Here is a 26,825-nt window from a genome sequence, read left to right as displayed (position 1 = left end):
TGTCGCAACGCTTGGAGCTCAACCTTCCGTGCCCGTTCTGCGTCTACCGCTTCTCCCTGCCGCGGCAGGTAAACAGCACTGGGGCAACCTGCCCGGTGCCGCCCTGAGCCTGGCCATCGCCGAGGCCGCCAGCGCTGCCAAGCGCTTTACCCTGCTGCTGACCGCCGACAGCCAAAGTGCCGAACGGCTGGAACAGGAGCTGGCTTTCTTCGCCCCGGATTTGCCCGTACTGCACTTTCCCGACTGGGAAACCCTGCCCTACGACCTGTTCTCGCCGCACCAGGACATCATTTCCCAGCGCATCGCCAGCCTGTACCGGTTGCCGGAACTGAGCCATGGCGTGCTGGTGGTGCCGATCACGACCGCCCTGCATCGCCTCGCGCCGACCAAATTCCTGCTCGGCAGCAGCCTGGTGCTGGATATCGGCCAGAAGCTCGACGTCGAGCAAATGCGCACCCGGCTCGAAGCCACGGGGTATCGCTACGTCGATACGGTGTATGAACACGGCGAGTTCACCGTTCGCGGTTCGCTGATCGACCTGTTCCCGATGGGCAGCAAGCTGCCGTATCGCATCGATCTGTTCGACGACGAAATCGAAACCCTGCGCACCTTCGACCCGGAGAACCAGCGTTCGATCGACAAAGTCGACTCGGTCAAGCTGTTGCCGGCCAGGGAGTTTCCGCTGCAGAAAGAAGCGGTCACCCGTTTCAAGGCGCGGTTCCGCGAGCGTTTTGACGTCGACTTCCGCCGTTGCCCGATCTTCCAGGACTTGAGCAGCGGGATTACCCCGGCCGGCATCGAGTACTACCTGCCGCTGTTCTTCGAAGAAACCTCGACGCTGTTCGATTATTTGCCCCAGGACACGCAAGTGTTTTCCCTGCCCGGCATCGAGCAAGCCGCGGAAAACTTCTGGAACGATGTGCGCAATCGCTATGAAGAACGCCGCGTCGACCCGTCCCGCCCTTTATTACCACCCGCCGAACTGTTCCTGCCGGTGGAAGACTGCTTCGCGCGCCTGAAGAACTGGCCGCGCGTGGTGGCCAGTCAGCAGGATGTAGAAAGCGGTGGCGGTCGCGAGCGCTTCCCGGCTCGCGAGTTGCCCAACCTGGCGATCGAAGCCAAGGCCACTCAGCCAATGGCGGCACTGGCCGGCTTCCTCGACCAGTTCCCCGGTCGCGTGCTGTTTACCGCCGAATCGGCAGGCCGCCGCGAAGTGTTGCTGGAGCTGTTGGAACGCCTGAAGCTGCGACCGAAAACCGTCGACAGCTGGCCGGACTTTGTCGCTGGCAAGGAACGCCTGGCGATCACCATCGCCCCGCTCGACGAAGGCTTGCTGCTCGATGACCCGGCCCTGGCCCTTGTCGCCGAAAGCCCACTGTTCGGTCAGCGCGTGATGCAGCGCCGTCGCCGCGAAAAACGCGCCGATGCCAACAACGATGCCGTCATCAAGAACCTCACCGAGCTGCGCGAGGGTGCGCCGGTGGTGCACATCGACCACGGTGTCGGCCGCTACCTGGGCCTGGCGACCCTGGAAATCGACAGCCAGACCGCTGAATTCCTCGCCCTGGAATACGCCGAAGGCGCCAAGCTTTATGTGCCGGTGGCCAACCTGCACCTGATCGCCCGCTACACCGGCAGCGACGATGCCCTGGCCCCGCTGCATCGCCTGGGCTCCGAGACCTGGCAGAAAGCCAAGCGCAAAGCCGCCGAACAGGTGCGTGACGTGGCCGCCGAGTTGCTCGACATCTATGCACGTCGCGCTGCCCGCGAAGGCTACGCTTTCGCCGATCCGAAGGCCGACTACGCCACCTTCAGCGCCGGTTTCCCGTTCGAAGAAACCCCGGACCAGCAAACCACCATCGAAGCGGTGCGCGAAGACATGCTTGCGCCCAAGCCGATGGATCGCCTGGTGTGCGGCGACGTCGGCTTCGGCAAGACCGAAGTGGCAATGCGCGCCGCGTTCATTGCGGTGCACGGCGGTCGCCAGGTGGCGATTCTGGTGCCGACCACCCTGCTCGCCCAGCAGCACTACAACAGTTTCCGCGACCGCTTTGCCGACTGGCCGGTGAGCGTGGAAGTGATGAGCCGCTTCAAGTCGGCCAAGGAAGTGAATGCGGCGGTCGCGGACCTGGCCGAAGGCAAGATCGACATCGTCATCGGCACGCACAAGCTGCTGCAGGACGACGTGAAGATCAAAAACCTCGGGCTGGTGATCATCGACGAAGAGCACCGTTTCGGTGTCCGTCAGAAAGAACAGCTCAAGGCCCTGCGCAGCGAAGTCGACATCCTGACCCTGACCGCCACGCCGATTCCGCGCACGCTGAACATGGCGGTGTCGGGCATGCGCGACCTGTCGATCATCGCCACGCCGCCGGCCCGTCGCCTGTCGGTACGCACCTTCGTCATGGAGCAGAACAAGAGCACGGTCAAAGAGGCCTTGCTGCGTGAGTTGCTGCGTGGTGGCCAGGTCTACTACCTGCACAACGACGTGAAGACCATCGAGAAATGCGCTGCCGATCTGGCCGAACTGGTGCCGGAAGCACGGATCGGCATCGGCCACGGGCAGATGCGCGAACGTGAACTCGAACAGGTGATGAGCGACTTCTACCACAAGCGCTTCAACGTGCTGATTGCCTCGACCATCATCGAGACCGGCATCGACGTACCGAGCGCCAACACCATTATCATCGAGCGTGCCGACAAGTTCGGCCTGGCACAGTTGCACCAGTTGCGCGGTCGGGTCGGACGCAGCCACCACCAGGCGTACGCCTACCTGCTGACGCCGCCACGCCAGCAAATCACCCCGGACGCGGAAAAGCGCCTGGAAGCGATTGCCAACACCCAGGACCTCGGCGCGGGCTTCGTGCTTGCCACCAACGACCTGGAAATCCGTGGCGCCGGCGAACTGCTCGGCGACGGCCAGAGCGGGCAGATCCAGGCCGTCGGCTTCACGCTGTACATGGAAATGCTCGAGCGCGCGGTGAAGTCGATCCGCAAGGGCGAGCAGCCAAACCTCGATCAACCGCTTGGCGGCGGTCCGGAAGTCAACTTGCGGGTACCGGCGTTGATCCCGGAAGACTACCTGCCGGATGTCCACGCTCGCCTGATTCTCTACAAGCGCATTGCCTCGGCCACCGACGAGGACGGCCTCAAGGATTTGCAGGTGGAGATGATCGACCGTTTCGGCCTGTTGCCGGAACCGACCAAGAACCTGATCCGCATCACTGCATTGAAATTGCAGGCCGAGCAACTGGGCATCAAGAAAGTCGATGGCGGCCCCCAAGGTGGTCGCGTCGAGTTCGCCGCACAGACGCCGGTCGACCCGCTGACCCTGATCAAACTGATCCAGAGCCAGCCAAAACGCTACAAATTCGAAGGTGCCACGATGTTCAAGTTCATGGTTCCGATGGAGCGCCCGGAAGAGCGCTTTAATACTGTAGAGGCGCTGTTCGAGCGCCTCGTTCCGAAAACTGCTTGAAGGACGCCGCATGCGCCTGTTTCGCTCACTGACCCTGTTGACCCTGTTGATGCCAGCGCTGGTCGCACCCACGGCATATGCCGATGACCTGTATCAGGTCGAAATGATTCTGGTCCGTCAAAACACCGTGCCGGCAATTGTCAGTCGCGCCGCGCCGGAAGACTGGGCCGCTGGCGCCCAACCGGTCAGCCCCGACAGCCTGCGCACGCCAAGCCTCAATGGCGAGGTGGAAAAACTCACCAGCAGCGCCGACTACACGGTGTTGCTGCACAAGGCCTGGCAACAGCCCCTCGGCGAAACGGCCAGCAAAGTGGCGATCAGCGACGGCAAGGAACAGTTTGGTCAGTACCCGATCGAGGGCACACTGAACATGAAACTGGGGCGCTTTACCGACGTCGACGCCGATTTCTGGGTCAACCAGATCGATGCCAATGGCATGGTGACCGCCAGCGAGCGCTTGAAACAGGAAAGCCACACCAAAAACGGCCAATTGAACTTCCTCGACAACGGCCACCTCGGCCTGCTGATCAAGATCACCTCGCTGACCGCCCCCGCCCCCCGAGCAGCTCCCGAAGAAATTCCGGACTGATTCCCAATGTCCGCGACCCTGAGCAAACCCCTGGCACCATCCTGGGTCAGCCGATTCAAGGAACAGAGCCTGGAGCGTGGCCGCCGCTACGCGCTAGAGAATCGTGTCAGGATCGTCGAAGCCGGCGACGCAACCATCGTCGCCGCGTGTGAAGGCTCGGGCGGTAACGTTTACCGTCAGACCATTCGCCTGCGCGAGTCAGCCAAGGGCACTCTGCTGATGGTCGACGCCACCTGCTCCTGCCCGGTCCACAGCAACTGCAAACATTGCGCGGCGGTGCTCCTGCAAGTGCAGGAAACCCTCGACTACCCCGCTGCCGCCAAAGATGCCGAACTCCTGGAAAAACTCCAGGCAGTCCTGGAAAACCGCAGTCCGAAAGCACCGCCGCAAGTGCTGGTGGACAATGTGCAGCCCGTTCCGCGCCTGTGGCTGGCCAGCATCGAGTTCAGCGCGTTCGAACCGCGCAACGGTCGAATGCAGCGTTACATCCAGCATCGCGCGGCGCTGTCTTTCAGTTACCTGGACGAGTACGTTTCCGGACAGAAAAACACCGACATCCTGATTCGTCAGGAAACCCAGACGCTGCGGATAAAACGCCACCCGGAAGTGGAACAGTCCTACCGAGAGCAACTGCGAATCCTCGGCTTCAAAATAGCCACCCGGCAAAGCAAGGCCCTGCCGGAAAGTGCCGGCGAGCTGTTCGAGATGGTCAATGACAGCGCCTGGCTGACCTTTACCCTCAATGAACTGCCGAAGTTGCGCACCCAGGGCTGGGAATTGCAGATCGACGAGGACTTCGGTTTCGACCTGACAGCGGTAGACGACTGGTACGCCACGGTCGAACAGGCTCCGGAGCGAGACTGGTTCGACCTGGAACTGGGGATCATCGTCAACGGCGAACGTCTGAGCCTGTTGCCGATCCTGCTCAACCTGATGCGCTCCCACACCGAAATCCTCAACCCGGAACGCCTTGCCCGACGTCGCGACGACGAACTGATCCTAGTCAACATCCCCAATCGCCCGAACTCCGGGCACGGCCCGTTGCAAGTCGCCCTGCCCTTCGGCCGCTTGAAACCGGTGCTGGCCACCCTCGGCGAGTTCTACCTGCAGGAGCCCGGCGACACCACGCTGCGCCTGAGCAAGGCCGATGCCACACGCCTGAACCCGCTGGAAGACATGCCACTGCTCTGGGAGGGTGGCGAACAGATCCGCACCTTTGCCCAGCGCCTGCGCGACATCAAGGACCACACGGCCGTCGCACCGGACGGCCTGAATGCGACGCTGCGTCCGTATCAGCTTGAGGGCTTGAGCTGGATGCAATCGCTGCGGCAACTGGAAGTGGGTGGAATCCTTGCGGATGACATGGGCCTGGGCAAAACCCTGCAGACACTGGCGCACGTCCTGAGCGAGAAAAACGCCGGTCGTCTCGATCGGCCGTGCATGGTGGTGATGCCGACCAGCCTGATCCCCAACTGGCTCGACGAAGCGGCGCACTTTACGCCGCAGCTCAAGGTACTGGCGCTGTACGGTGCCAGCCGCAAAAAACACTTCGACAAGCTGGCCGACTACGATCTGATCCTGACCACCTATGCGCTGCTGCCCAAGGATGTCGAACGCCTGGCGGCGCAGCCCTTGCACATACTGGTGCTGGACGAAGCGCAATACATCAAGAACCCGACCAGCAAGGCCGCCCAGGCTGCCCGCGAGCTCAATGCCCGGCAGCGCCTGTGCCTGAGTGGCACGCCGCTGGAAAACCATCTCGGTGAACTCTGGTCGCTGTTTCACTTCCTGTTGCCCGGCTGGCTGGGCGACGTCAAAAGCTTCAACCGCGATTACCGCGTGCCGATTGAAAAACGCACCAGCGAGGTCAGGCTCCAGCACCTCAACGGCCGGATCAAACCTTTCCTGCTGCGCCGCACCAAGGAACAGGTTGCCACCGAGTTGCCGCCGAAAACCGAGATCATCCACTGGGTCGAACTCAATGAGGCCCAGCGCGACGTGTACGAAACCATGCGCCTGGCCATGGACAAGAAAGTCCGCGACGAGATCACCCGCAAAGGCGTGGCCCGCAGCCAGATCATCATTCTTGAAGCCCTGCTCAAGTTGCGACAGGTGTGCTGCGATTTGCGCCTGGTGAACGAGGCGACCCTGCCAAGCCGTGGCAGCACGTCAGGCAAGCTCGATAGCCTGATGGAAATGCTCGAGGAATTGTTCGAGGAAGGTCGGCGGATCCTGCTGTTCTCGCAGTTCACTTCAATGCTGTCACTGATCGAAGACGAACTGAACAAGCGCGGCGTGGCCTACGCTCTGTTGACCGGCCAGACCCGCGACCGCCGCACACCGGTGAAGGAATTCCAGAGCGGCAAGCGTCAGATTTTTCTGATCAGCCTGAAGGCCGGTGGCGTTGGCCTGAACCTGACCGAAGCGGACACGGTGATTCATTACGACCCGTGGTGGAACCCGGCGACGGAAAACCAGGCGACCGACCGCGCGTATCGTATCGGCCAGGAGAAGCCGGTGTTCGTCTACAAACTGATTGCGCGCGGCACGGTGGAAGAAAAGATTCAGCACCTGCAAAAGGAAAAATCCGACCTCGCGGCCGGCGTATTGGATGGGCGCAAGGCCGGGGACTGGAAACTGCAGAGCGATGATATCGAGGCGCTGTTTGCGCCGCTGCCGGAAAACCTCGAAAAACGCTGAAATCTGCGGCGCCTGAACCGGCCTCTTCGCGGGCAAGCCCGCTCCCACAGTCGTTTTGTGTTGCCTCCACTGTTGAAGCTAAACACAATTCGAATGTGGGAGCGGGCTTGCTCGCGAAGGAGTCGACTCGGTGTATCGACTGATCAGCCCTTGAGCACCCGCGCCAGCGTCGATTTCACCTTGCCCATGCCGTCATGCAACGCCTGCTCGATCTCGGCCATGGTGATCACCGCCGTCGACTTGCCCGCCGCCGGGTTCACCACCAGCGCCAGACAGGCGTAATCGAGTTCCAGCTCGCGGGCCAAGGCGGCTTCCGGCATACCGGTCATGCCGACGATGTCGCAGCCATCGCGCTCCAGCCTGGCGATTTCAGCCACTGTCTCCAGGCGCGGCCCTTGAGTGCAGGCATACACGCCATGACTGCTGTAGCCCACGCCTTCCGCCGCCAATGCCGCAATCAGTTGCTGGCGCAACGGCTCGCTGTAGGGGAAGCTGAAGTCGATATGGGTGACGTGCTCCAGGTCATCGGCAAAGTAGGTGTGCTCACGACCGCTGGTGTAGTCGATCAACTGATGCGGCACGCAGAAATGCCCGGTGCCCATCGCGGCATGGATGCCGCCCACGGCGTTGACCGCCAGGATGGCTTCGGCACCGGCCTGCTTCAGCGCCCAGAGGTTGGCGCGGTAGTTGACCTGATGCGGTGGGAAACGATGGGGATGACCGTGACGCGCGAGGAACAGTACTTCCTTGCCGGCATACTCGCCGATCTGAACGTCGGCCGAAGGTGCGCCATAAGGCGTGTCCACTGCCAGTGACTGGCGAATGCTCAGGCCTTCGAGTTGAGTCAGGCCAGTGCCACCGATAATCGCGTAAACCGTCATAACGAACAGTCCTTAATCAATCAATTGAGCTTCTTTGAGCGCGCCGACAGCGGCCAGCCAGCGCGGATCTTGACGGTATTCGGTGCAGGCAAACGACTGGCCGCGCATCCGCGCAATGCGCTCGGAAGGCTTGACCTTCAGACGCTGGGCAGCGCTCAGGGCCAGTTCGGCGGCCGCACGGTCGTTGCACACCAGGCCCATGTCGCAACCGGCAGTCAGCGCCGCTTCGATACGGCTGGCGGCATCGCCGACCACGTGAGCGCCTGCCATGGACAGGTCGTCACTGAAGATCACGCCATCGAACTGCAACTCGCCACGCAGGATGTCCTGCAACCAGCGGCGGGAGAAGCCGGCGGGCTGGGAATCGACTTGTGGATAAATGACGTGGGCCGGCATGACCGCGGCCAGTTGCTTGCTCAGCTTGGCAAACGGCACCAGGTCATTGGCGCGGATCTCGTCGAGGCTGCGTTCGTCGTTGGGAATCGCGACGTGAGAATCCGCTTCAGCCCAACCGTGGCCGGGGAAGTGCTTGCCGGTGGCGGCCATCCCGGCGCTGTTCATCCCGCGGATGAATGCACCCGCGAGCAAGGCAGCGCGCTCGGGATCGCCTTCGAACGAGCGAGTGCCGACAACGGCGCTGCGCTGGTAATCCAGGTCCAGCACCGGGGCAAAGCTCAAGTCCAGGCCGACAGCCAACACTTCGGTGGCCATGATCCAGCCGCACTGCTCGGCCAGGTATTCGGCGTTCGGGTTGTCGGCAATGGCGCGCATGGCGGGCAATCGCACGAATCCCTGGCGCAGGCGCTGCACGCGGCCGCCCTCTTGATCCACCGCCAACAGCAGATCGGGACGAATGGCGCGAATGGCCGCACTCAGCTCGCGCACTTGACGCGGATGCTCGATGTTGCGGGCAAAGATGATCAGGCCACCCACTTCGGGCTGGCGCAACAATTGGCGATCTTCAGCCGTCAGCCAGGTACCGGCGACGTCCACCATCAACGAGCCTTGCAAGCCAGCAGTCATAGAAATTCCTTGATAACAGAAAACCCGGCCCACACGAATTCGCCGCCAGACGCTGTGCCCGGCAGGTCGGCGATATCAATGGGAAACGGGTTCAGAACGAGAGTCGGCATGGGCGGCTAGCTTAGCGGATGTCAGCTGCCGCGCCCACCCGTGTGCGGTTAAACCTTGGCGGCAACCGGTGTCGATTTGCTACGCGGACGCAACTGGGCCGTGGCCATGGCCGTGTCGGTAACGCCGGATTCGGCGCGCATGCCGGCAGCCAGGAACGGCACCATCAGGCGCATGACCTGCTCGATCGAGGTGTTCACGCCGAAATCGGTTTCGGCAATCGCGCGCAAGGCCTTGATACCGGACATGCTGAACGCCGCCGCACCCAGCATGAAGTGCACGCGCCAGAACAGTTCGATAGGTGGAATACGTGGCGCTGCTTCGTTGACCAGCATCATGTAGCGGCGAAACACCTTGCCGTACATGTCTTCCAGATAACGACGCAAGTGCCCCTGGCTCTGGCTGAAGGCCAGTCCCAGCAAACGCATGAAAATAGACAGGTCGTTGCCACTGCGCGGCTGCACCACCAGTGCCTGCTCGACGAGGATTTCCAGCAACTCTTCGAGTGTCGGCTTGATTTCAGGCTTGGCCTGACGCCGCTCCAGCTCTTTATCGAGGCTGATGCAGAATGGCCCGAGGAACCGCGAGAAAACCGCTTGAATCAACGCCTTCTTCGAACCGAAGTGATAGTTCACCGCCGCCAGGTTGACACCCGCCTTGCTGGTGATCAGACGCAACGAGGTTTCGGCGAAACCTTTTTCCGCGAACAACTGCTCGGCGGCATCAAGAATGCGTTCAACGGTTTCCGACTGGGCCATGGCTACTCCGCCTGACAAACACTTGTTTGAAACATACGTTTCAGCCTGTGCATTGTCAAGTCTGGCAGTTCGTTTCGGGAATGGTCGGTCAGACATTTAACCACACAACGGCAAAGCTTCAATCCACTGGCTGTTTGACCGTCCGGCGGCGACTGAAAAATGGAGCATTGCCAAGACCGCCTTACTGTATATAATCCCAGTCACTGTATAAAAAAACAGAGTGATCGATATGCTAAAGCTGACGCCACGACAAGCAGAGATTCTGGCCTTCATCAAGCGCTGCCTGGAAGACAACGGGTATCCACCCACCCGCGCGGAAATCGCTCAGGAACTGGGTTTCAAGTCCCCCAATGCGGCGGAAGAACACCTCAAGGCACTGGCCCGCAAGGGTGCAATCGAGATGACGCCTGGCGCCTCCCGTGGCATCCGCATTCCCGGCTTCGAAGCCAAGGCCGACGATTCCACCCTGCCGATCATTGGCCGGGTAGCAGCCGGCGCCCCGATTCTTGCGCAGCAACACATCGAAGAGTCCTGCAACATCAATCCCGCCTTCTTCCATCCGCGCGCCGACTACCTGCTGCGCGTCCATGGGATGAGCATGAAGGATATCGGCATTTTCGACGGCGACCTGCTGGCGGTCCACACCACCCGCGAAGCCCGTAACGGCCAGATCGTCGTTGCGCGGATCGGCGACGAAGTGACCGTCAAGCGCTTCAAGCGTGACGGCAGCAAAGTCTGGCTGATCGCCGAGAACCCCGAGTTCGCCCCTATTGAAGTGAACCTTCAAGACCAGGAACTGGTGATCGAAGGCTTGAGTGTCGGCGTCATTCGCCGCTAAAGGAGGCACCATGCAGTTCCCACAGACATCACCACAGCAAACCCAACTGCCGTTGTTCGAAGCGTTCATGGCACAGCCATTGGCGCCGATCCTGAAAGACGTAGTCGAGTCCCCCTGGAGCGCCGAACCTGACGCTTTCAGCGAGCTGTCACTGCGTGGTGCAGCCGGGAACTGCCTGAGCCTTCTGGCACCGATCCTCAGGGAATTGAGCCAGGACCAGGACGCACGCTGGCTGACACTGATCGCGCCACCCGCCAGCCTGACTCAAGCCTGGCTGCGAGATGCCGGCCTTAACCGCGAGCGCATTCTGCTGCTGCAACCCCGGGGCACCCAGAGCGCCCAGCAACTGACTTGCGAAGCCCTGCGCCTGGGTCGTAGCCACACGGTGGTCAGCTGGATCAACCCGCTGAGCCCCCAATCGCGACAACAACTGATCAGCGCCGCCCGTACCGGGGACGCTCAGAGCCTGAATATTCGACTGGGTTAACCGGCGGACAAACGCGTGATTCACCGCGCAAGGCTTCTCCAGGGACAGAGAAGCCGATGAGTAACGACATCAGGAAAAGCGACAGGCGGCGGTCAATGAAGAACCCGCGACCCCTCTTCCTTGTCGAATTCGCCTTCAACCAGGCGACCGGCCATCTGAACGCCGACGCTCAACATCGCCTTGGCGACTTCCACGTGCTGCCCTTGCAGGAATGCCTTGGCGTCCTCGGAGAAATCCAAAGTAACCAGAGAACCCTCGTCCTCGGCCCTGCGCAGCTCGATACGGCCGTCTGGTAACTCGACAATTTCTAGAAAGGACGTTGGCATAAAGGACTGTTCTCCACGAAAGGCGGGGATTATATAGGCATCGGCCAGGCTTCGCTCGGGATCTTGACCAGATGCCATCCCAAAACTGTTTCTGTCAGCACTCGTTCAGGCCTTCGCGAAAGCGGATCGCCAATCCTTTCAGATTCTGACGCCAGCTCTCCAGCTCCTCCCGACTCAGCTCTTGCGGCGCGTCCTCTTCATCCAGATTGACAGCCAGGATCAGTGGCTGGGTCACGTCGCCTTTTGGCTTGTGGGGCGCCCGCGGCGGCTGAAACAACGCAGCATGGGCAGCCAACAGCTTGGCCAGCCAGGTCTCCGGGTTATTGGCCAGCTCGACCAGCTCAGCCATTTCCGGAATGGCGATGGTGTCCAGCACCTCGCGAGTCAGCAACAACTCTGCACGGGGCGCATTGGCCTGAGGCAAGCGATAGAAACCGGCGATCTCGTGACACAGGCCCAGCAGCGCGCCGTACAGATGAAACAGCGCGGATTCGCGCCCGGCCTGGATCAGCGCCAGCGAATTCATCGCCCGCCCCTCTTCAGTGCGGGCCAGCGCTTCGAGCGACAAGCCGGCGAAATAAATCTTCTGATTGGTGCGGGTGTACAGTTCGTGGGCCATGACGGCAGCCTCCACAACGAAATAATTGCTTCACGCAGGTTTGACAGTGTCATGGATCAGCCGATCCGACCGCAAGCCCAAAACAAAAAAGCCGCATGAAAACCCGAGGGTTCTCATGCGGCCTTGCGCACTGACTGTAGGAGCGAGCTCGCTCGCGATGGTCGTCAACGATGACGCGGGCCTTCAGAATGCCCGCGTTGCTCTCAGGTCCATCGCGAGCAAGCTCGCTCCTACAGGGGGCGCGGCTTTAAGCCTTGGCTGCCGGACGCTTGTCTTCGACCGCCCACTTGCCGCCATCGTAGAACGCTTTCCAGCCAGTCGGCTTACCATCAACCTCGGTCTGCACGTACTGCTCCTTGGTCTTGCGGCTGTAACGGATCACGGCTGGCAGACCATCCGGATCTTTCTTCGGCGCTTCGCAGAGGAAGTGATACTTCGGATCGATCTCATCCTTGTGCGGGATGATTTCCATCACCAATGGAGCACGAGTCTCGCGGTTTTTCGGGAACTGGCTGGCCGCCAGGAACAGACCGGATGCACCGTCGCGCAGAATGTAGGTGTCGTTGACCTTTTCGCACTTCAGCTCAGGCATCTTCACCGGATCCATCTTCGGCGGCGCCGCATCACCACTCTTGAGCAGTTTACGGGTGTTCTTGCAGGTGGCATTGGTGCAACCGAAGAACTTGCCGAAACGGCCGGTCTTGAGCTGCATCTCGCTACCGCACTTGTCGCACTCCAGGCTCGGACCTTCATAGCCCTTGATGCGATAGGTGCCCTCTTCGATTTCGTAGCCATCGCAATCCGGGTTGTTACCGCAGATGTGCAGCTTGCGCTTTTCATCGAGCAGGTAGGCGTCCATCGCCGTGCTGCAGATCGGGCAGCGATGCTTGCCACGCAACACCAGCGACTCCGATTCACCCTCGTCGTCCGCAGCGATTTCATCGCCCGGCACCAGGTTGACGGTGGCCTTGCAGCGCTCTTTCGGCGGCAGGCTGTAGCCCGAGCAACCGAGGAACACGCCGGTCGACGCGGTACGGATCTGCATCGGGCGACCGCAGGTGGTGCACGGAATGTCAGTCATGACAGGCTGATTGGCCCGCATGCCGTGTTCCGGGCTTTCGGCTACTTCGAGTTTCTTCTTGAAGTCGCCATAGAACTCGTCGAGCACGTTTTTCCAGTCGCGTTCGCCCTGGGCCACGTCATCGAGATGCTCTTCCATGCCGGCGGTGAAGCCGTAGTCCATCAGGTTGGAGAAGCTTTCGGCCAGACGCTCGGTGACGATGTCGCCCATCTTTTCCGAATAGAAACGACGGTTGTGCAGCGCCACGTAGCCGCGGTCCTGAATGGTCGAAATGATCGCCGCGTAGGTCGAAGGACGACCGATGCCGCGTTTTTCCATTTCTTTTACCAGGCTGGCTTCCGAGTAACGCGCCGGCGGCTTGGTGAAGTGCTGGGTCGGATCAAGCTTGATCAGCTTCATCGCGTCGCCCTGGGCCATGTCCGGCAGCACGTCGTCATCGCCTGGCTTGGCGATTTGCGGCATGACGCGGGTGTAACCGTCGAACTTCAGGATGCGGCCCTTGGCGCGCAGCTCGAAGTCGCCGGCACCGACAGTGACCGTGGTCGACAGGTATTGTGCCGGCAGCATCTGGCAGGCGAGGAACTGGCGCCAGATGAGCTCGTAGAGGCGCTCAGCGTCACGCTCCATGCCCGACAGCTTGCTTGGCTCGGTATTGGCGTCGGACGGACGAATCGCTTCGTGAGCCTCTTGTGCGCCTTCCTTGCTGCTGTAGACGTTCGGGGTTTCCGGCAGGTATTTCTTGCCGAATTCGCCTTCAATATAGGTACGCGCCATCGCCACGGCATCAACCGAAAGGTTGGTGGAGTCGGTACGCATATAAGTGATGTAGCCAGCTTCGTAAAGACGCTGGGCCATCATCATGGTCTTCTTCACACCGAAGCCTAGGCGGTTGCTTGCGGCTTGCTGCAAGGTGGAAGTGATGAAGGGTGCCGACGGCTTGCTGCTGGTCGGTTTGTCTTCGCGCTTGACGATGCTGTAGCTGGAAGCCTTGAGCTTCTCCAGCGCGGCCATGGCCTGGGTTTCATTGAGCGGCTTGAAGGCTTCGCCTTTCTCGCGGGCCACATCGAAGCGCACGGTCGCGCCTTTTGCGGTGCCGAGGTCGGCGTGAACTTCCCAGTACTCTTCCGGGTTGAACGCGCGGATTTCACGTTCGCGCTCGACCACCAGCTTCACGGCAACCGACTGCACGCGACCGGCGGACAGACCGCGAGCGATCTTGGCCCACAGCAGCGGCGAAACCATGTAACCCACCACGCGGTCGAGGAAACGACGCGCCTGCTGGGCGTTGACACGATCGATATCCAGCTCGCCTGGTTTCGAGAAGGCTTCCTGAATCGCCTTCTTGGTGATTTCGTTGAACACCACGCGCTTGTAGCGGGTGTCGTCACCACCGATGGCTTCGCGCAGGTGCCAGGCAATGGCTTCCCCCTCGCGGTCCAAGTCGGTTGCGAGATAGATGGTGTCAGCATCCTTGGCGAGCCGGCGCAGCTCTTCGATGACTTTTTCCTTGCCCGGGAGGATCTCGTACTTGGCTTTCCAGCCATGATCCGGATCGACACCCATGCGCGCGACCAGCTGCTTGCGCGCTTTTTCTTTCGGCGACAGTGCCGGCGCTTCACCCGCAGCAGCCTTGCCGCGCTTGGCGGCTGGCTCTTTGCTGGCGCTAGCCGAACCGCTGGTGGGCAGGTCTCGGATATGGCCGATACTCGACTTCACCACGTATTCGTTGCCCAAATACTTGTTGATGGTCTTGGCCTTAGCCGGGGATTCCACAATGACCAGCGATTTGCCCATGGATCAGAAAATTCCTGAATTCGAGAAGTGAAAGGCGGTTGGCGCCTGACGCGGCACCGCTATATATAGTGGCTACAAGATGAGGTCAAGCGCAGGGCTCTGCGCGCACTCCCCTTATGGCTGCGGAAAAACGCTCGGTTCGGCCTGCACCAAAGCAAAGCGTGGCACCTGTTCGCCGTCAACCTCGACGGACTCCAGGAACATGCTCAAGGGACGTACCCAAAAGCCGTAATCGCCATACAGGGCTTGGTAGAAGACCACTTCTTCTTCGGTTTCCGAATGCCGCGCAACACTGAATACGCGGTACTGCGGACCTTTGTAATGTTGGTAGAGCCCAGGTTGTATCGGCATGCTTTGGCCCTCACTCAAATTTTTTCAAAATAAAAAAATAAATCCGGAAAAACAAAAACCGGGGCACTTGGCCCCGGCTTCCATCAACGAGACGCTTAAACGCGTTCGAAGACGGTGGAGATGCCTTGGCCGAGACCAATGCACATGGTGGCTACCCCGAAGGTACCGCCATTCTGCTTCATCACATTGAGCAAAGTGCCGGAGATACGCGCACCGGAGCAACCGAACGGGTGGCCCAGGGCGATCGCGCCGCCGTGCAGGTTAACCTTCTCGTTCATCTTGTCGAGTACTTTCAGATCTTTCAGCACTGGCAGGGCCTGTGCGGCGAAAGCTTCGTTGAGCTCGAAGAAGTCGATGTCGGAAATGCCCAGACCCGCGCGCTTCAGTGCTTTTTGTGTGGCCGGTACTGGACCATAGCCCATGATTGCCGGATCCACACCTGCCACTGCCATCGAACGAATCACCGCCAGAGGCTGGATACCCAGATCCTGTGCACGCTGCGCCGACATCACGATCATGCACGAGGCACCATCGGTGATCTGCGACGAGGTACCGGCTGTCACGGTGCCGCCCTTCGGATTGAACGCCGGCTTCAGAGCCGCCAGGCTTTCCAGGGTGGTTTCCGGACGAATGGTTTCGTCGTAGTCGAAGGTTTTCAGGAAACCGTTCTCGTCGTAGCCCTGCATCGGGATGATTTCGTCTTTGAACTTGCCTTCCACGGTCGCCTTGTGGGCGAGTTGGTGGGAGCGCACGCCGAAAGCGTCCTGTTGCTCGCGAGTGATGCCGTGCATCTTGCCCAGCATTTCCGCGGTCAGGCCCATCATGCCCGAGGCTTTCGCCGCGTACAGCGACATGTGCGGGTTCGGATCGACACCGTGCATCATGCTCACGTGCCCCATATGCTCGACGCCACCAACCACGAAAACGTCACCGTTGCCGGTCATGATCGCTTGCGCGGCAGTGTGCAGAGCGCTCATGGACGAGCCACACAGGCGGCTGACGGTCTGGCCGGCCGAAGTGTGCGGGATCTGAGTCATCAGCGACGCCATGCGCGCGATGTTCCAGCCCTGCTCCAGGGTCTGGTTCACACAGCCCCAGATCACGTCTTCGACTTCGTTCGGGTCGACCTTGACGTTACGTTCCAGCAGTTTGCTGATCAGGTGCGCCGACATGTCTTCGGCACGGGTGTTGCGGTGCATGCCGCCCTTGGAGCGGCCCATCGGAGTACGACCGAAGTCGACAATCACGACGTCTCTAGGATTCAAGCTCATAAGTTCACTCTCACTCTAGTTGGGGGCGCTTAACCGAAGAAGCTCTGGCCGTTTTTGGCCATTTCGCGCAGCTTCGCGGTCGGGTGGTACAGCGCGCCCAAATCAGCGTACTGGTCAGCCAGGGCAACGAACTCTGCCACACCGATCGAATCGATGTAACGCAGCGCACCGCCACGGAATGGAGGGAAACCAATACCGTAGACCAGACCCATGTCGGCTTCGGCAGCGGTTTCGACGATGCCGTCTTCCAGGCAACGCACGGTTTCCAGGCACAGCGGGATCATCATCCAGTTGATGATGTCTTCGTCGGTGACTTCGCGCTGCTCGTAAACGATCGGCTTGAGCACTTCCAGTACCGAAGGATCGGCAACCTTCTTCTGCTTGCCTTTCTTGTCGGTCTCGTAGGCGTAGAAGCCCTTGCCGTTCTTCTGGCCCAGGCGCTTGGCTTCGTAGAGCACGTCGACGGCCGAGCGACGGTCGTCTTTCATGCGGTCCGGGAAGCCTTCAGCCATCACGTCACGACCGTGGTGACCGGTGTCGATGCCGACCACGTCCATCAGGTACGCCGGGCCCATCGGCCAGCCGAATTTTTCCATGATCTTGTCGATACGGACGAAGTCCACACCGGCGCTGACCAGCTTGGCGAAACCGCCGAAGTACGGGAACAGGACGCGGTTGACCAGGAAGCCCGGGCAGTCATTGACCACGATCGGGTTCTTGCCCATTTTCTTGGCGTAGGCAACGGTGGTGGCAACAGCCAGCTCGCTGGACTTCTCGCCACGAATCACTTCCACCAGCGGCATCATATGCACCGGGTTGAAGAAGTGCATGCCGACGAAGTTTTCCGGACGCTTGAGGGCCTTGGCCAGCAAGGTGATGGAAATGGTCGAGGTATTGGACGCCAGGATGGTGTCCTCCTTGACCTTGTCTTCAACTTCGGCCAGTACCGCTTGCTTGACCTTCGGGTTCTCGACGACCGCTTCGACCACCAGATCCACGTGACCGAAGTCGCCGTAAGACAGGGTTGGACGGATGCCGTTGAGCACTTCAGCCATTTTCGCGGCGGTCATGCGACCTTTATCAACGCGACCGACCAGCAGTTTGGCGGCTTCGGCCAGACCCTGCTCGATACCGTGCTCGTTGATGTCCTTCATCAGGATCGGCGTGCCTTTGGAAGCCGACTGATAGGCGATACCGCCACCCATGATGCCGGCGCCCAGTACGGCGGCCTGCTTCACGTCCTTGGCGATTTCGTCGTAGGCCTTGGCCTTTTTCTTCAGTTCCTGATCGTTCAGGAACAAGCCGATCAGGCTCTGCGCGGCAGAGGTCTTGGCCAGTTTGACGAAACCTGCAGCTTCAATTTCCAGCGCCTTGTCGCGACCGAAGTTCGCGGCTTTCTGGATGGTCTTGATCGCTTCAACCGGCGCCGGGTAGTTCGGGCCAGCCTGGCCGGCCACGAAACCCTTGGCGGTTTCGAAAGCCATCATTTGTTCGATGGCGTTCAGCTTCAGCTTTTCCAGCTTCGGCTGGCGCTTGGCCTTGTAGTCGAACTCGCCGGAGATGGCGCGCTTGATCAGTTCCAGCGCGGCATCCTGCAGTTGCTCAGGAGCAACCACGGCGTCAACGGCGCCGACTTTCAGCGCGTCTTCAGGACGGTTTTCCTTGCCGGCGGCGATCCATTCGATGGCGTTGTCGGCACCGATCAGGCGCGGCAGGCGCACAGTACCGCCGAAGCCCGGGTAGATGCCCAGCTTGACTTCCGGCAGACCGATCTTGGCCTTGGTGGACATGACGCGGTAGTCCGCCGCCAGGCACATTTCCAGACCGCCACCCAACGCGATGCCATTGATCGCGGCGACGGTCGGGACGTTGAGGTCTTCGAAATCGCTGAAAATCTTGTTGGCTTCGAGGTTGCCAGCAACAAGTTCTGCATCCGGCAGCTTGAAGTTGTCGACAAATTCGGTGATGTCGGCGCCGACGATGAACACGTCCTTGCCACTGCTGACGATCACGCCCTTGATCGAAGCATCTGCCTTGATGGTGTCTACGGCCTGACGCAGTTCGTTCAGGGTTAGACGGTTGAACTTGTTGACGGACTCACCCTTGAGGTCGAACTTCAGTTCGACGATGCCACTTTCAAGAGCCTTAACCGTGATGGCTTTACCTTCGTAAATCATCAACTGATCTCCACGATATGGAAGCTGAACAGTACACGTCGGACGCAGGCGAACGGCTTGGCAGGGACGTTGATCGTCAATGCTACGCCCATTCCCCCGGCACACCCGCCAACGCGATAGTCGGGATTCTGTAGGAGCGGTCTGAAATACAAACGCTCAATTCATACGCCCGTTTGATTTGGGTACGTCACCTTCACGGAATTTCCGACAATTGTCAATCGCCCGAAACACGGGTTGAAACGCGACTTTCCGGTCATATCCGTACTGCGAAGACCTTAAACACGCTTGAGCATGCAAGGTCATTCATAGAATCAATTGTTAGAAAGTTCGCCCTAATTCGCTGCAGCCCGTGTTTAACAAGCTACGCTGGCGGAACCCAGGGGAAAATTGTGAACGCTTTTGGCGAATGCCCAGCGTAAGATCAGCCAACACCGTTTTTACCGGCCTGCCTGGCCAACTCCAGCCCGATGATGAATGTCGGGCTTTTTATTGCCTGCGAAAAACACCTGTAGGAGCGAGCCTGCTCGCGATGGACGTCAACGATGACGCGGGAAGCCTGGCACCCCGTGGTGCTCTCAGGTTCATCGCGAGCAGGCTCGCTCCTACAAGGGATCGGGGTTCAGGCGAGGGCTTTGAGGGTGGCGTCGATCTGCTGCAACACCTCGGCCTCGCCCTTCTCGCCCCAGTACAACGTGATCATTTGCTTGTCCGCCTCGACTTTGTAGACGTTGGCCGGCAATTTTTCGAAATGATCGAGCAGTGCCCTGTCTTCACAGATTTCCTGCCATTGATTGACCCAGACACCTGGTGATTTTTGCCAGTAACTCCAGCACGCCGGCTGATTGCCACGTCGAGGTCGATGGTACTGGGCGCAGGGGCTCGGCGGCTCCTGGCTGAGCCAGTGCGGCCACTCCTGAGGCGCCAATTGCATGGCCAGCCCGATGCGCCGAGCCTCCATCCGCAAGGCGATGCGCCCGCTCTGAACTCGCGACGGCCGCAACCATGCCAGCGGACTCAGCACCACCAGCAGGATTGACACCACTATCCAGACCGTCATATCTGTACTCCCGAATTTGAATGAGCCCATTGTGTCACTTTGGAACCAATGCGCTTGAAACCAGCCATACTTACCAATATTGCATCCCTCAGGAGGAGCACCTCATGCCCTACAACCATATTCTGGTCGCTGTAGATCTGACCGAAGAGTGCGACCCTGTGATTCACCGCGCTCGCGAACTGTCGGTGAGCAACGGTGCGAAATTGTCGCTGGTGCACATTGTCGAGCCGATGGCGATGGCCTTCGGCGGCGACGTGCCAATGGACCTGTCACAACTGCAACAGCAGCAGTTCGATCAGGCCAAGGAGCGCCTTGACCGCTTGATCCTGAAATACCCGGAGCTCTCCAGGGAATACAGCCACCTGACCTACGGCCAGCCACGCCAGGAGATCCACCACCTGGCCAAGGAGCAAACCTGCGACCTGATCGTGGTGGGCAGCCATGGCCGGCATGGTCTGGCACTGTTGCTGGGCTCCACCGCCAATGACGTGCTGCATGGCGCGCCTTGCGATGTGCTGGCGGTGCGTCTGCAAAACAAAAGCTGACAACACCCCCCTGTAGGAGCGAGCCTGCTCGCGATGGTCGTCAACGATGACACGGGAAGCCTGACACCCCGCGGCGCTCTCAAGTTCATCGCGAGCAGGCTCGCTCCTACAGGGGATCGTTTCGATCCAATTGCATATGAAAAGCCCGGCGTTCATCACTGAACGCCGGGCTTTTTTTGTTACCGGGTCAATCAGGCATCCAGTTCGGCCCAACGCTCGACCATGATGTCGAGTTCAGCCTGCAACTGCTCCAATTGAGCAATCACCGCAGCCGTTTCGGCCGCCGGACGCTGATAGAAGCCGGCATCCGCCATCTGTGCTTCAACGGCGGCAATCTGCTGCTCCATGGCCTCGATCTGCCCCGGCAACGCTTCCAGTTCGCGCTGCAATTTGTAGCTGAGCTTTTTCTTCGCCACTGGCGCTTCGACAGCTGCCGCAACCGGCGCAGGCTCGGCCTTCACCACCGCGGAGTTCAGGTCGGCCTTGCCGGACTTGCTCTCGGTCACGCCCAGCAGACGCGGCGAGCCGCCCTGGCGCAGCCAGTCCTGGTAGCCACCGACGTACTCGCGAACCTTGCCTTCACCTTCGAAGACCAGGGTACTGGTGACCACGTTGTCGAGGAATGCCCGGTCGTGGCTGACCATCAGTACGGTGCCGTTGAAGGTCAGCAAGACCTCTTCCAGCAGCTCGAGGGTTTCGACGTCGAGGTCGTTGGTCGGTTCGTCGAGTACCAGCAGGTTCGCCGGCTTGCTGAACAGCTTGGCCAGCAACAGACGGGCACGCTCACCACCCGACAGCGCCTTGACTGGCGTGCGGGCACGCTGCGGGCTGAACAGGAAGTCGCCGAGGTAGCTCAGCACGTGGCGGCTCTGGCCGTCGATATCGATGAAGTCGCGACCTTCGGCCACGTTGTCGATCACGGTTTTTTCCAGATCCAGCTGATGGCGCAACTGGTCGAAGTAGGCGACATCGATCCGGGTGCCCTCTTCCACTTTGCCGCTGGTCGGCTGCAAGCCGCTGAGCATCAGCTTCAACAAGGTGGTCTTGCCGGTACCGTTGGCGCCGAGCAGACCGATACGGTCGCCGCGCTGCAGCACCATGGAGAAGTCCTTGATCAGGAACGGACCGTCCGGGTGAGCGAAACTCACGTTATCGAGGACCATGACCTGCTTGCCGGACTTGTCGGCGGTTTCCAGCTGGATATTGGCCTTGCCGGTACGCTCACGACGCTCGCTGCGCTCGACACGCAAGGCTTTGAGCGCACGTACACGACCTTCGTTACGGGTGCGACGGGCCTTGATGCCCTGGCGAATCCACACTTCTTCCTGGGCCAGGCGCTTGTCGAACAGCGCATTGGCGGTCTCCTCGGCCGCCAATGCGGCTTCCTTGTGCACGAGGAAACTGGCGTAGTCGCCGTTCCAGTCGATCAGGCCGCCGCGATCCAGTTCGAGGATGCGGGTTGCCAGGTTCTGCAGGAAAGAACGGTCGTGCGTGATGAACAGCACGGCGCCCTGGAAATCCTTCAGCGCTTCTTCAAGCCAGGCGATGGCACCGATGTCCAGGTGGTTGGTCGGTTCGTCGAGCAGCAGCAGGTCCGGCTCGGACACCAGGGCCTGGGCCAGCAGGACGCGACGACGCCAGCCGCCGGACAACTCGGCGAGGGTCTTGTCGGCCGGTAGTTGCAGGCGGCTCAAGGTGCTGTCGACGAGGGTCTGCAAGCGCCAGCCATCGCGGGCTTCGAGGTCGTGCTGGACGTGCATCAGCTTGTCCAGATCGGCGTCAGTGACGATGTTCTGGCTCAGGTGGTGATATTCGGCGAGCAAAGCGCCAACGCCGTCCAGGCCTTCGGCCACCACGTCGAACACTGTCCGCTCGTCGGCCACCGGCAATTCTTGCGGCAATTCGCCGATCTTGAGCCCGGGTGCGCGCCAAACGGAGCCGTCATCGGGCTTCTGGTCGCCCTTGACGAGCTTCATCATGCTGGACTTGCCAGTGCCGTTGCGGCCGATGATGCACACCCGCTCACCACGGGCGATCTGCCAGGACACCTTGTCCAACAACGGCATAGCGCCGAAAGCAAGGGACACATCGCTGAATTTGAGCAGGGTCATGAGCTTCTCCAAAAACCGGGCGCGCATTCTACCTGACTTGAGGCTTCAGAAGGCCGGCAATTTCACTCTCGTCGCACTCTGCATGACAAATGTTGCGAACTGATGCGGGAAGACCCGCAAAGCTTTCACCGGCTGCTGGCAAAAGGCTAAGCTACAGACAATTCAGCGCGGGCCTGGCCCGCGCTTGTCATGATTTTTCTCTGCCCGGACGTCTCATGCGCAGTCGCCTTTTCAATCTTTTATCTGCTTTTTTACTGTCTGCCGCTGCCGTTCAATCCGCCCAGGCGGTGGACCTGTCCACCCAACGCCAGTATTACGATGAAGCCAAGCGCGCCCTGGCCAAGGGCGATAGCGGCCCGTATTTCCGTTACAGCCAGGCCCTCGCCGATTATCCGCTGGAACCCTACCTGGCGTACGACGAGCTGACCGCGCGCCTGAAAACCGCGAGCAACGCCGAAATCGAGAAATTCCTCGCCGAACACGGCGACCTGCCCCAGGCCAACTGGATGAAGTTGCGTTGGTTGCGCTGGCTGGCGGAACGGGGCGACTGGGCGACCTTCGTCAAGTACTACGACCCGAAAATGAACTTCACCGAACTGGACTGCCTGAATGCGCAATACCAGATCAGCCACAACCTCAAAGCCGAAGGTTACGCCAATACTGAAAAGCTCTGGCTGACCGGTAAATCCCAGCCCGAAGCCTGCGATGCCCTGTTCGGCATGTGGGCCGCCGATGGCCAGTTGACCGAGCAAAAACGCTGGGAACGCGCGAAACTCGCCGCCCAGGCGCGCAACTATCCCCTGGCCAACAGCCTGATCAACGGCATGACCACCCTCGCCCCTCGCGGTCGCTTGCTGGTGGACGTGGCGCAGAAACCGGAACTGCTCAACCAGCCGTCACGCTTCACGCCGGCCGATGAAGCCATGTCCGATGTGGTCAGCCTCGGCCTTCGCCGCCTGGCTCGTCAGGACCCGGACAGGGCCATGAATCTGCTCGACGGTTACGCCAGCAGCATGCATTTCTCCCGGGATGAAAAAGTGGCGATCGCCCGGGAAATCGGGCTGACCCTCGCCAAACGTTTCGACAGTCGAGCCCTGGACGTCATGACCAAATACGATCCGGAACTGCGCGACAACACGGTTTCCGAATGGCGCTTGCGCCTGCTCCTGCGCCTGGCGCGCTGGGACGATGCCTATCAGTTGACCCGCCGCCTGCCCCAGGACCTGGCCACCACCAACCGCTGGCGTTACTGGCAGGCCCGCACCCTGGAGCTGGCGCAACCGCAGAACCCGGAAGCCCAGACCCTTTATCGAAGCGTGGCTCGTGAGCGCGACTTTTATGGGTTCCTCGCGGCGGATCGCTCGCAGTCACCCTATTCGCTGAACAACAAGCCGCTGGTGATGAGCCAGGCGCTGATCAACAAAGTGCGCAACACCCCCGGCATACGTCGCGCCCTGGAGTTCCACGCTCGCGGGCAAATCGTCGACGGGCGCCGCGAGTGGTACCACGTCAGCCGTCACTTCAGCCGCGACGAAATGGTCGCCCAGGCCAAACTGGCCTACGACCTGAAATGGTACTTCCCGGCCATTCGCACCATCAGCCAGGCGCAGTACTGGGACGACCTGGATATCCGTTTCCCGATGGCCCACCGCAACACGCTGGTGCGTGAAGCGAAGAATCGCGGCCTGCATCCGAGCTGGGCGTTCGCCATCACTCGCCAGGAAAGCGCCTTCATGGAAGATGCCCGCTCCGGGGTCGGCGCCTCGGGCCTGATGCAACTGATGCCCGCCACCGCCAAGGAAACCGCACGCAAGTTCAGCATTCCCTATAGCTCGCCACAGCAACTGTTCAACCCGGACAAAAACATCCAGCTCGGCGCCGCATACCTGAGCCAGGTGCACAGCCAGTTCAACGGCAACCGCGTCCTCGCCTCCGCCGCCTACAACGCCGGCCCGGGCCGAGTGCGCCAATGGCTACGCGGTGCGGACCACCTGAGTTTCGACGTGTGGGTGGAAAGCATTCCGTTCGACGAAACCCGCCAGTACGTGCAAAACGTGCTGTCGTATTCGGTGATCTATGGCGAGAAGCTCAACTCACCGCAGCCAATCGTGGATTGGCATGAGCGGTATTTCGACGATCAATGATCACTGCAGGAGCGAGCCTGCTCGCGATGGACATTAGAGTGCCGCTGGGTGTCAGGCATCCCGCGTCATCGTTGACGACCATCGCGAGCAGGCTCGCTCCTACAAGAGCTCCCCAGCGTTAATCAATCCATCACTGAACTGCAACGCCGCCAACCGCGCATACAACGCATTGCTGGCAATCAGCTCCAGATGCGTGCCCACCGCCACCAGTTTCCCCAGGTCCATCACCGCAATTCGGTCGGCGTTTTTCACCGTTGCCAGGCGATGGGCGATCACCAGGGTGGTCCGGTTTTTCATCAGTGTCGGCAGCGCCTGCTGGATCAGGTGTTCGCTTTGGGCGTCAAGGGCGCTGGTGGCTTCGTCCAGGAGCAGGATCGGCGCGTCCACCAGCAGCGCACGGGCAATGGCCAGGCGTTGGCGCTGGCCGCCGGACAAACCGAGACCACCGTCCCCCAGATGAGTCTGGTAACCATTGGGCATGGCTTCGATAAAGTCATGGGCGTAAGCGACTTTTGCCGCTTCCTGTACCTCGGCCAACGTCGCCTGCGGATTGCCGTAGCGAATGTTTTCTTCAATGCTGCCGAAAAACAGCGCCGGGGTTTGCGACACCAGGGCAAAACAGCGACGCAGGTCCAACGGGTCGAGTTGAGTCAACGGCACGCCATCGAGCAGGATGCGCCCCTCGGCCGGGTCGTAAAAACGCAGCAGCAAGTCATACACCGTGGATTTTCCGGCCCCCGATGGTCCGACCAGCGCCAGCGTCTCACCGGCATTGACGGTCAGGCTCAACCCGTCGACAGCATAATTTTCCGGCCGCGACGGGTAGGAAAAACGCACATTGTGCAGTTGTAGTTGGCCATTGACCCGCTCCGGCAGCTTCACCGCGCCCGCCACCGGCGGCAGGATGATGTTTTCCGAACGCAGCAACTCGGCAATCCGCTCGGCCGCGCCGGCTGCCCGCTGCAACTCGCCAATCACTTCGCTCAACGTGCCGAACGCGCTGCCGACGATGAGGCTGTAGAACACGAACGCCGCCAGTGCGCCGGCAGAAATTCGCCCGGCGATGACATCCATGCCGCCAACCCAGAGCATCACCCCGATCGCACCCAAGACCAACACGATCACCAGGGTAATCAGCCAGGCCCGCTGGAAGATGCGCTTGCGCGCGGTGTTGAACGCCTCTTCCACCGTCACGGCAAACCGTCGCTCGTCCTGGGCCTGATGGTTGTAGGCCTGCACGGTCTTGATCTGCCCCAGGGTTTCGGACACATAACTGCCGATATCGGCAATCCGGTCCTGACTCAGGCGTGAGAGGTTACGCACCCGGCGTCCGAAAATCAGGATCGGCGCGATCACCAGGGGCAAGGCAACCACCACGATGCTGGTGAGTTTGGGGTTAGTGATGAACAGCAGGACGATCCCACCGATCACCATCAGCAAATTGCGCAGGAACAATGACAGCGAAGAACCGATGACCGATTGCAGCAGCGTGGTGTCGGCGGTCAGGCGGGACTGGATTTCCGAGCTGCGATTGTCTTCGTAAAACCCCGGGTGCAGGTAAATCAGATGATTGAACACGTTGCGGCGGATATCGGCGACGCAGCGCTCGCCGATCCACGACACAAGGTAAAACCGTGCAAAGGTTCCGATCGCCAATCCCGCCACCAGTAACATGAACAGACCGATTGACTGATTGAGCAGATGCGGTGACTGGGTCATGAACCCCTCGTCCACCAGCAGGCGGATGCCTTGCCCCATGGACAAGGTGATGCCAGCGGTGACGATCAACGCCAGCAAGGCGCCAAAGGCCTGCCAGCGATATGGCGCAATGAAGCGACTGGCCAGGCGAATGGCACGGCGGTGACGGGCAGAGAGCATCGTAATCATCCTGGACAAGGCAGTCATTAGGGTCAGCCTATACCGCTCAATGGGGTGGCTTGCTGCAAATCACAATGAGTCGGGTTAATTATGTCCGCCAACACTAGAGGCTAGACGCTATTGGTCTAAAGTTCGGGTAGCCACGCGAAGGCATTTCTGCTGGACTGGTTCTGTCCCCCCGGAAAGATCGCAGGGAGTTGTCATAGCCCGGTCACCTGGCGGTTCTACAGTAAGCTAACAACCTGATGAGGAGACAGGCCATGTCCTTGCAACACAGCAGCGATGACAAGATTCAAGTGATCCGCACGCAACCAGACCAGTCTCTGGGTTGCTCGATTATTGACGAGCAGGGTCGCGAAGTACCGATCACTGAAAAAATGATCCAGAAAGCTTGCAGCGAACTGGATAAGCGATTGGTCAAACCTGCCAAACAAAAGTGATATAGCCACCGTCTTCTTGACCCGGCCCATTGTTGGCCGGGTTTAATGAGATGGTCAGCCTGACCGAGAAGCCCTGCAGGTTTACGCTTGCAGGGCTTTTCTCGTTTTCGGCGGAGGATCTCTCATGAACACGATGACGCTTCTCGGTATCGACATTGGCAAACACAGT

General features: G+C 60.3%; 21 protein-coding genes. 8 read left to right on the top strand and 13 right to left on the bottom strand.

All coding sequences use genetic code 11. The annotated features are described in order from the left end of the window. The first annotated feature begins 28 nt into the window (after positions 1 to 28). The 3 genes from mfd to KGB29_RS16100 are packed head-to-tail and all read left to right on the top strand — an operon-like array spanning position 29 to position 6,767. Positions 29 to 3,478, top strand: coding sequence for a transcription-repair coupling factor (gene mfd, locus KGB29_RS16110; RefSeq protein WP_159389608.1), 3,450 nt, complete (start codon positions 29 to 31; stop codon positions 3,476 to 3,478). Positions 3,479 to 3,488: 10 nt separating this feature from the next. Further along, positions 3,489 to 4,067, top strand: a complete 579-nt coding sequence (locus tag KGB29_RS16105; RefSeq protein WP_223616457.1) for a CsiV family protein — start codon at positions 3,489 to 3,491, stop codon at positions 4,065 to 4,067. A gap of 6 nt (positions 4,068 to 4,073) precedes the next feature. Then, the gene (locus KGB29_RS16100; RefSeq protein ID WP_090454106.1) at positions 4,074 to 6,767 is read left to right on the top strand and encodes a DEAD/DEAH box helicase; all 2,694 of its coding nucleotides are present in this window, start codon (positions 4,074 to 4,076) and stop codon (positions 6,765 to 6,767) included. 143 nt (positions 6,768 to 6,910) lie between these two features. Here KGB29_RS16100 and KGB29_RS16095 read toward each other — a convergent pair whose 3' ends face one another. The 3 genes from KGB29_RS16095 to KGB29_RS16085 all read right to left on the bottom strand — a co-directional run bounded on the left by KGB29_RS16095 (position 6,911) and on the right by KGB29_RS16085 (position 9,537). Next, positions 6,911 to 7,648 (bottom strand): S-methyl-5'-thioinosine phosphorylase, encoded by a 738-nt coding sequence (locus KGB29_RS16095; RefSeq protein WP_223616456.1) that lies wholly within the window; start codon positions 7,646 to 7,648, stop codon positions 6,911 to 6,913. Between the two features lie 12 nt (positions 7,649 to 7,660). Further along, positions 7,661 to 8,671 (bottom strand): beta-N-acetylhexosaminidase, encoded by a 1,011-nt coding sequence (nagZ, locus tag KGB29_RS16090; RefSeq protein WP_223616455.1) that lies wholly within the window; start codon positions 8,669 to 8,671, stop codon positions 7,661 to 7,663. A gap of 158 nt (positions 8,672 to 8,829) precedes the next feature. Further along, the gene (locus tag KGB29_RS16085; protein ID WP_007974041.1) at positions 8,830 to 9,537 is read right to left on the bottom strand and encodes a TetR/AcrR family transcriptional regulator; all 708 of its coding nucleotides are present in this window, start codon (positions 9,535 to 9,537) and stop codon (positions 8,830 to 8,832) included. 229 nt (positions 9,538 to 9,766) lie between these two features. Between KGB29_RS16085 and lexA the strand changes: the two genes are divergently transcribed. Further along, on the top strand, positions 9,767 to 10,375 hold the full coding sequence (gene lexA, locus KGB29_RS16080) for a transcriptional repressor LexA (protein WP_007995278.1): 609 nt from the start codon (positions 9,767 to 9,769) through the stop codon (positions 10,373 to 10,375). Between the two features lie 10 nt (positions 10,376 to 10,385). Further along, a complete protein-coding gene (gene sulA / locus KGB29_RS16075; RefSeq protein ID WP_008052977.1) occupies positions 10,386 to 10,862 on the top strand; it encodes an SOS-induced cell division inhibitor SulA in 477 nt (158 codons plus the stop codon). A gap of 92 nt (positions 10,863 to 10,954) precedes the next feature. Here the strand turns inward: sulA and KGB29_RS16070 are convergent, their stop codons facing one another. The 7 genes from KGB29_RS16070 to KGB29_RS16040 form a co-directional block, all read right to left on the bottom strand. Beyond that, positions 10,955 to 11,188, bottom strand: coding sequence for a hypothetical protein (locus KGB29_RS16070; RefSeq protein WP_046041430.1), 234 nt, complete (start codon positions 11,186 to 11,188; stop codon positions 10,955 to 10,957). A 94-nt stretch (positions 11,189 to 11,282) separates the two neighbouring features. Then, entirely contained in the window at positions 11,283 to 11,807 is a 525-nt protein-coding gene (locus KGB29_RS16065) for a DUF6586 family protein (RefSeq protein WP_223616454.1), read from the bottom strand. Positions 11,808 to 12,054: 247 nt separating this feature from the next. Continuing rightward, a complete protein-coding gene (gene topA / locus KGB29_RS16060) occupies positions 12,055 to 14,682 on the bottom strand; it encodes a type I DNA topoisomerase (protein WP_150812430.1) in 2,628 nt (875 codons plus the stop codon). 114 nt (positions 14,683 to 14,796) lie between these two features. Continuing rightward, complete coding sequence (locus KGB29_RS16055; protein ID WP_057715655.1) at positions 14,797 to 15,033, bottom strand: DUF1653 domain-containing protein; 237 nt, start codon at positions 15,031 to 15,033, stop codon at positions 14,797 to 14,799. A gap of 95 nt (positions 15,034 to 15,128) precedes the next feature. Then, positions 15,129 to 16,304 carry an acetyl-CoA C-acyltransferase FadA gene (fadA, locus tag KGB29_RS16050; RefSeq protein ID WP_008023006.1) on the bottom strand — a complete coding sequence of 392 codons (1,176 nt, stop codon included), beginning with the start codon at positions 16,302 to 16,304 and terminating at the stop codon, positions 15,129 to 15,131. A 29-nt stretch (positions 16,305 to 16,333) separates the two neighbouring features. Further along, entirely contained in the window at positions 16,334 to 18,481 is a 2,148-nt protein-coding gene (fadB, locus tag KGB29_RS16045) for a fatty acid oxidation complex subunit alpha FadB (RefSeq protein WP_057715656.1), read from the bottom strand. 619 nt (positions 18,482 to 19,100) lie between these two features. Beyond that, a complete protein-coding gene (locus KGB29_RS16040) occupies positions 19,101 to 19,538 on the bottom strand; it encodes a hypothetical protein (RefSeq protein WP_090454096.1) in 438 nt (145 codons plus the stop codon). A 104-nt stretch (positions 19,539 to 19,642) separates the two neighbouring features. Here KGB29_RS16040 and KGB29_RS16035 point away from each other — a divergent pair, with 104 nt between their 5' ends. Continuing rightward, positions 19,643 to 20,083 carry a universal stress protein gene (locus KGB29_RS16035; protein ID WP_046041383.1) on the top strand — a complete coding sequence of 147 codons (441 nt, stop codon included), beginning with the start codon at positions 19,643 to 19,645 and terminating at the stop codon, positions 20,081 to 20,083. 191 nt (positions 20,084 to 20,274) lie between these two features. On the opposite strand, the gene KGB29_RS16030 is transcribed toward KGB29_RS16035, so the two are convergent. Then, positions 20,275 to 22,194 (bottom strand): ATP-binding cassette domain-containing protein, encoded by a 1,920-nt coding sequence (locus tag KGB29_RS16030; protein WP_008022990.1) that lies wholly within the window; start codon positions 22,192 to 22,194, stop codon positions 20,275 to 20,277. A gap of 215 nt (positions 22,195 to 22,409) precedes the next feature. Between KGB29_RS16030 and KGB29_RS16025 the strand changes: the two genes are divergently transcribed. Continuing rightward, a complete protein-coding gene (locus KGB29_RS16025) occupies positions 22,410 to 24,338 on the top strand; it encodes a transglycosylase SLT domain-containing protein (RefSeq protein ID WP_057715658.1) in 1,929 nt (642 codons plus the stop codon). Positions 24,339 to 24,437: 99 nt separating this feature from the next. On the opposite strand, the gene KGB29_RS16020 is transcribed toward KGB29_RS16025, so the two are convergent. Continuing rightward, a complete protein-coding gene (locus tag KGB29_RS16020) occupies positions 24,438 to 26,225 on the bottom strand; it encodes an ABC transporter transmembrane domain-containing protein (RefSeq protein WP_223616459.1) in 1,788 nt (595 codons plus the stop codon). A gap of 251 nt (positions 26,226 to 26,476) precedes the next feature. On the opposite strand from KGB29_RS16020, the gene KGB29_RS16015 reads away from it, so the two are divergent. Continuing rightward, entirely contained in the window at positions 26,477 to 26,656 is a 180-nt protein-coding gene (locus KGB29_RS16015; RefSeq protein WP_223533113.1) for a PA1571 family protein, read from the top strand. Here KGB29_RS16015 and KGB29_RS16010 read toward each other — a convergent pair. Beyond that, positions 26,634 to 26,825, bottom strand: a 192-nt coding sequence (locus tag KGB29_RS16010) for a hypothetical protein (protein ID WP_223616453.1), incomplete at its 5' end; no start/stop codon positions are given. The genes KGB29_RS16015 and KGB29_RS16010 overlap by 23 nt on opposite strands.

It is taken from the genome of Pseudomonas sp. BF-B-30, from assembly GCF_019956305.1.
GTDB classification, from domain to species: Bacteria; Pseudomonadota; Gammaproteobacteria; order Pseudomonadales; family Pseudomonadaceae; genus Aquipseudomonas; species Aquipseudomonas jessenii.
This window is presented reverse-complemented; position numbering and strand designations above follow the sequence as displayed.

Excerpts from the sequence above, each read along its gene's own strand:
- KGB29_RS16085 (WP_007974041.1), bottom strand. The coding sequence starts at position 9,537 with ATGGCCCAGTCGGAAACCGTTGAACGCATTCTTGATGCCGCCGAGCAG.
- fadB (WP_057715656.1), bottom strand. The coding sequence starts at position 18,481 with ATGATTTACGAAGGTAAAGCCATCACGGTTAAGGCTCTTGAAAGTGGC.
- KGB29_RS16025 (WP_057715658.1), top strand. The coding sequence starts at position 22,410 with ATGCGCAGTCGCCTTTTCAATCTTTTATCTGCTTTTTTACTGTCTGCC.
- nagZ (WP_223616455.1), bottom strand. The coding sequence starts at position 8,671 with ATGACTGCTGGCTTGCAAGGCTCGTTGATGGTGGACGTCGCCGGTACC.
- KGB29_RS16030 (WP_008022990.1), bottom strand. The coding sequence starts at position 22,194 with ATGACCCTGCTCAAATTCAGCGATGTGTCCCTTGCTTTCGGCGCTATG.
- KGB29_RS16105 (WP_223616457.1), top strand. The coding sequence starts at position 3,489 with ATGCGCCTGTTTCGCTCACTGACCCTGTTGACCCTGTTGATGCCAGCG.
- sulA (WP_008052977.1), top strand. The coding sequence starts at position 10,386 with ATGCAGTTCCCACAGACATCACCACAGCAAACCCAACTGCCGTTGTTC.
- topA (WP_150812430.1), bottom strand. The coding sequence starts at position 14,682 with ATGGGCAAATCGCTGGTCATTGTGGAATCCCCGGCTAAGGCCAAGACC.
- KGB29_RS16055 (WP_057715655.1), bottom strand. The coding sequence starts at position 15,033 with ATGCCGATACAACCTGGGCTCTACCAACATTACAAAGGTCCGCAGTAC.
- KGB29_RS16015 (WP_223533113.1), top strand. The coding sequence starts at position 26,477 with ATGTCCTTGCAACACAGCAGCGATGACAAGATTCAAGTGATCCGCACG.
- KGB29_RS16035 (WP_046041383.1), top strand. The coding sequence starts at position 19,643 with ATGCCCTACAACCATATTCTGGTCGCTGTAGATCTGACCGAAGAGTGC.
- fadA (WP_008023006.1), bottom strand. The coding sequence starts at position 16,304 with ATGAGCTTGAATCCTAGAGACGTCGTGATTGTCGACTTCGGTCGTACT.
- KGB29_RS16095 (WP_223616456.1), bottom strand. The coding sequence starts at position 7,648 with ATGACGGTTTACGCGATTATCGGTGGCACTGGCCTGACTCAACTCGAA.
- KGB29_RS16020 (WP_223616459.1), bottom strand. The coding sequence starts at position 26,225 with ATGATTACGATGCTCTCTGCCCGTCACCGCCGTGCCATTCGCCTGGCC.
- KGB29_RS16065 (WP_223616454.1), bottom strand. The coding sequence starts at position 11,807 with ATGGCCCACGAACTGTACACCCGCACCAATCAGAAGATTTATTTCGCC.
- KGB29_RS16040 (WP_090454096.1), bottom strand. The coding sequence starts at position 19,538 with ATGACGGTCTGGATAGTGGTGTCAATCCTGCTGGTGGTGCTGAGTCCG.
- lexA (WP_007995278.1), top strand. The coding sequence starts at position 9,767 with ATGCTAAAGCTGACGCCACGACAAGCAGAGATTCTGGCCTTCATCAAG.
- KGB29_RS16100 (WP_090454106.1), top strand. The coding sequence starts at position 4,074 with ATGTCCGCGACCCTGAGCAAACCCCTGGCACCATCCTGGGTCAGCCGA.
- KGB29_RS16070 (WP_046041430.1), bottom strand. The coding sequence starts at position 11,188 with ATGCCAACGTCCTTTCTAGAAATTGTCGAGTTACCAGACGGCCGTATC.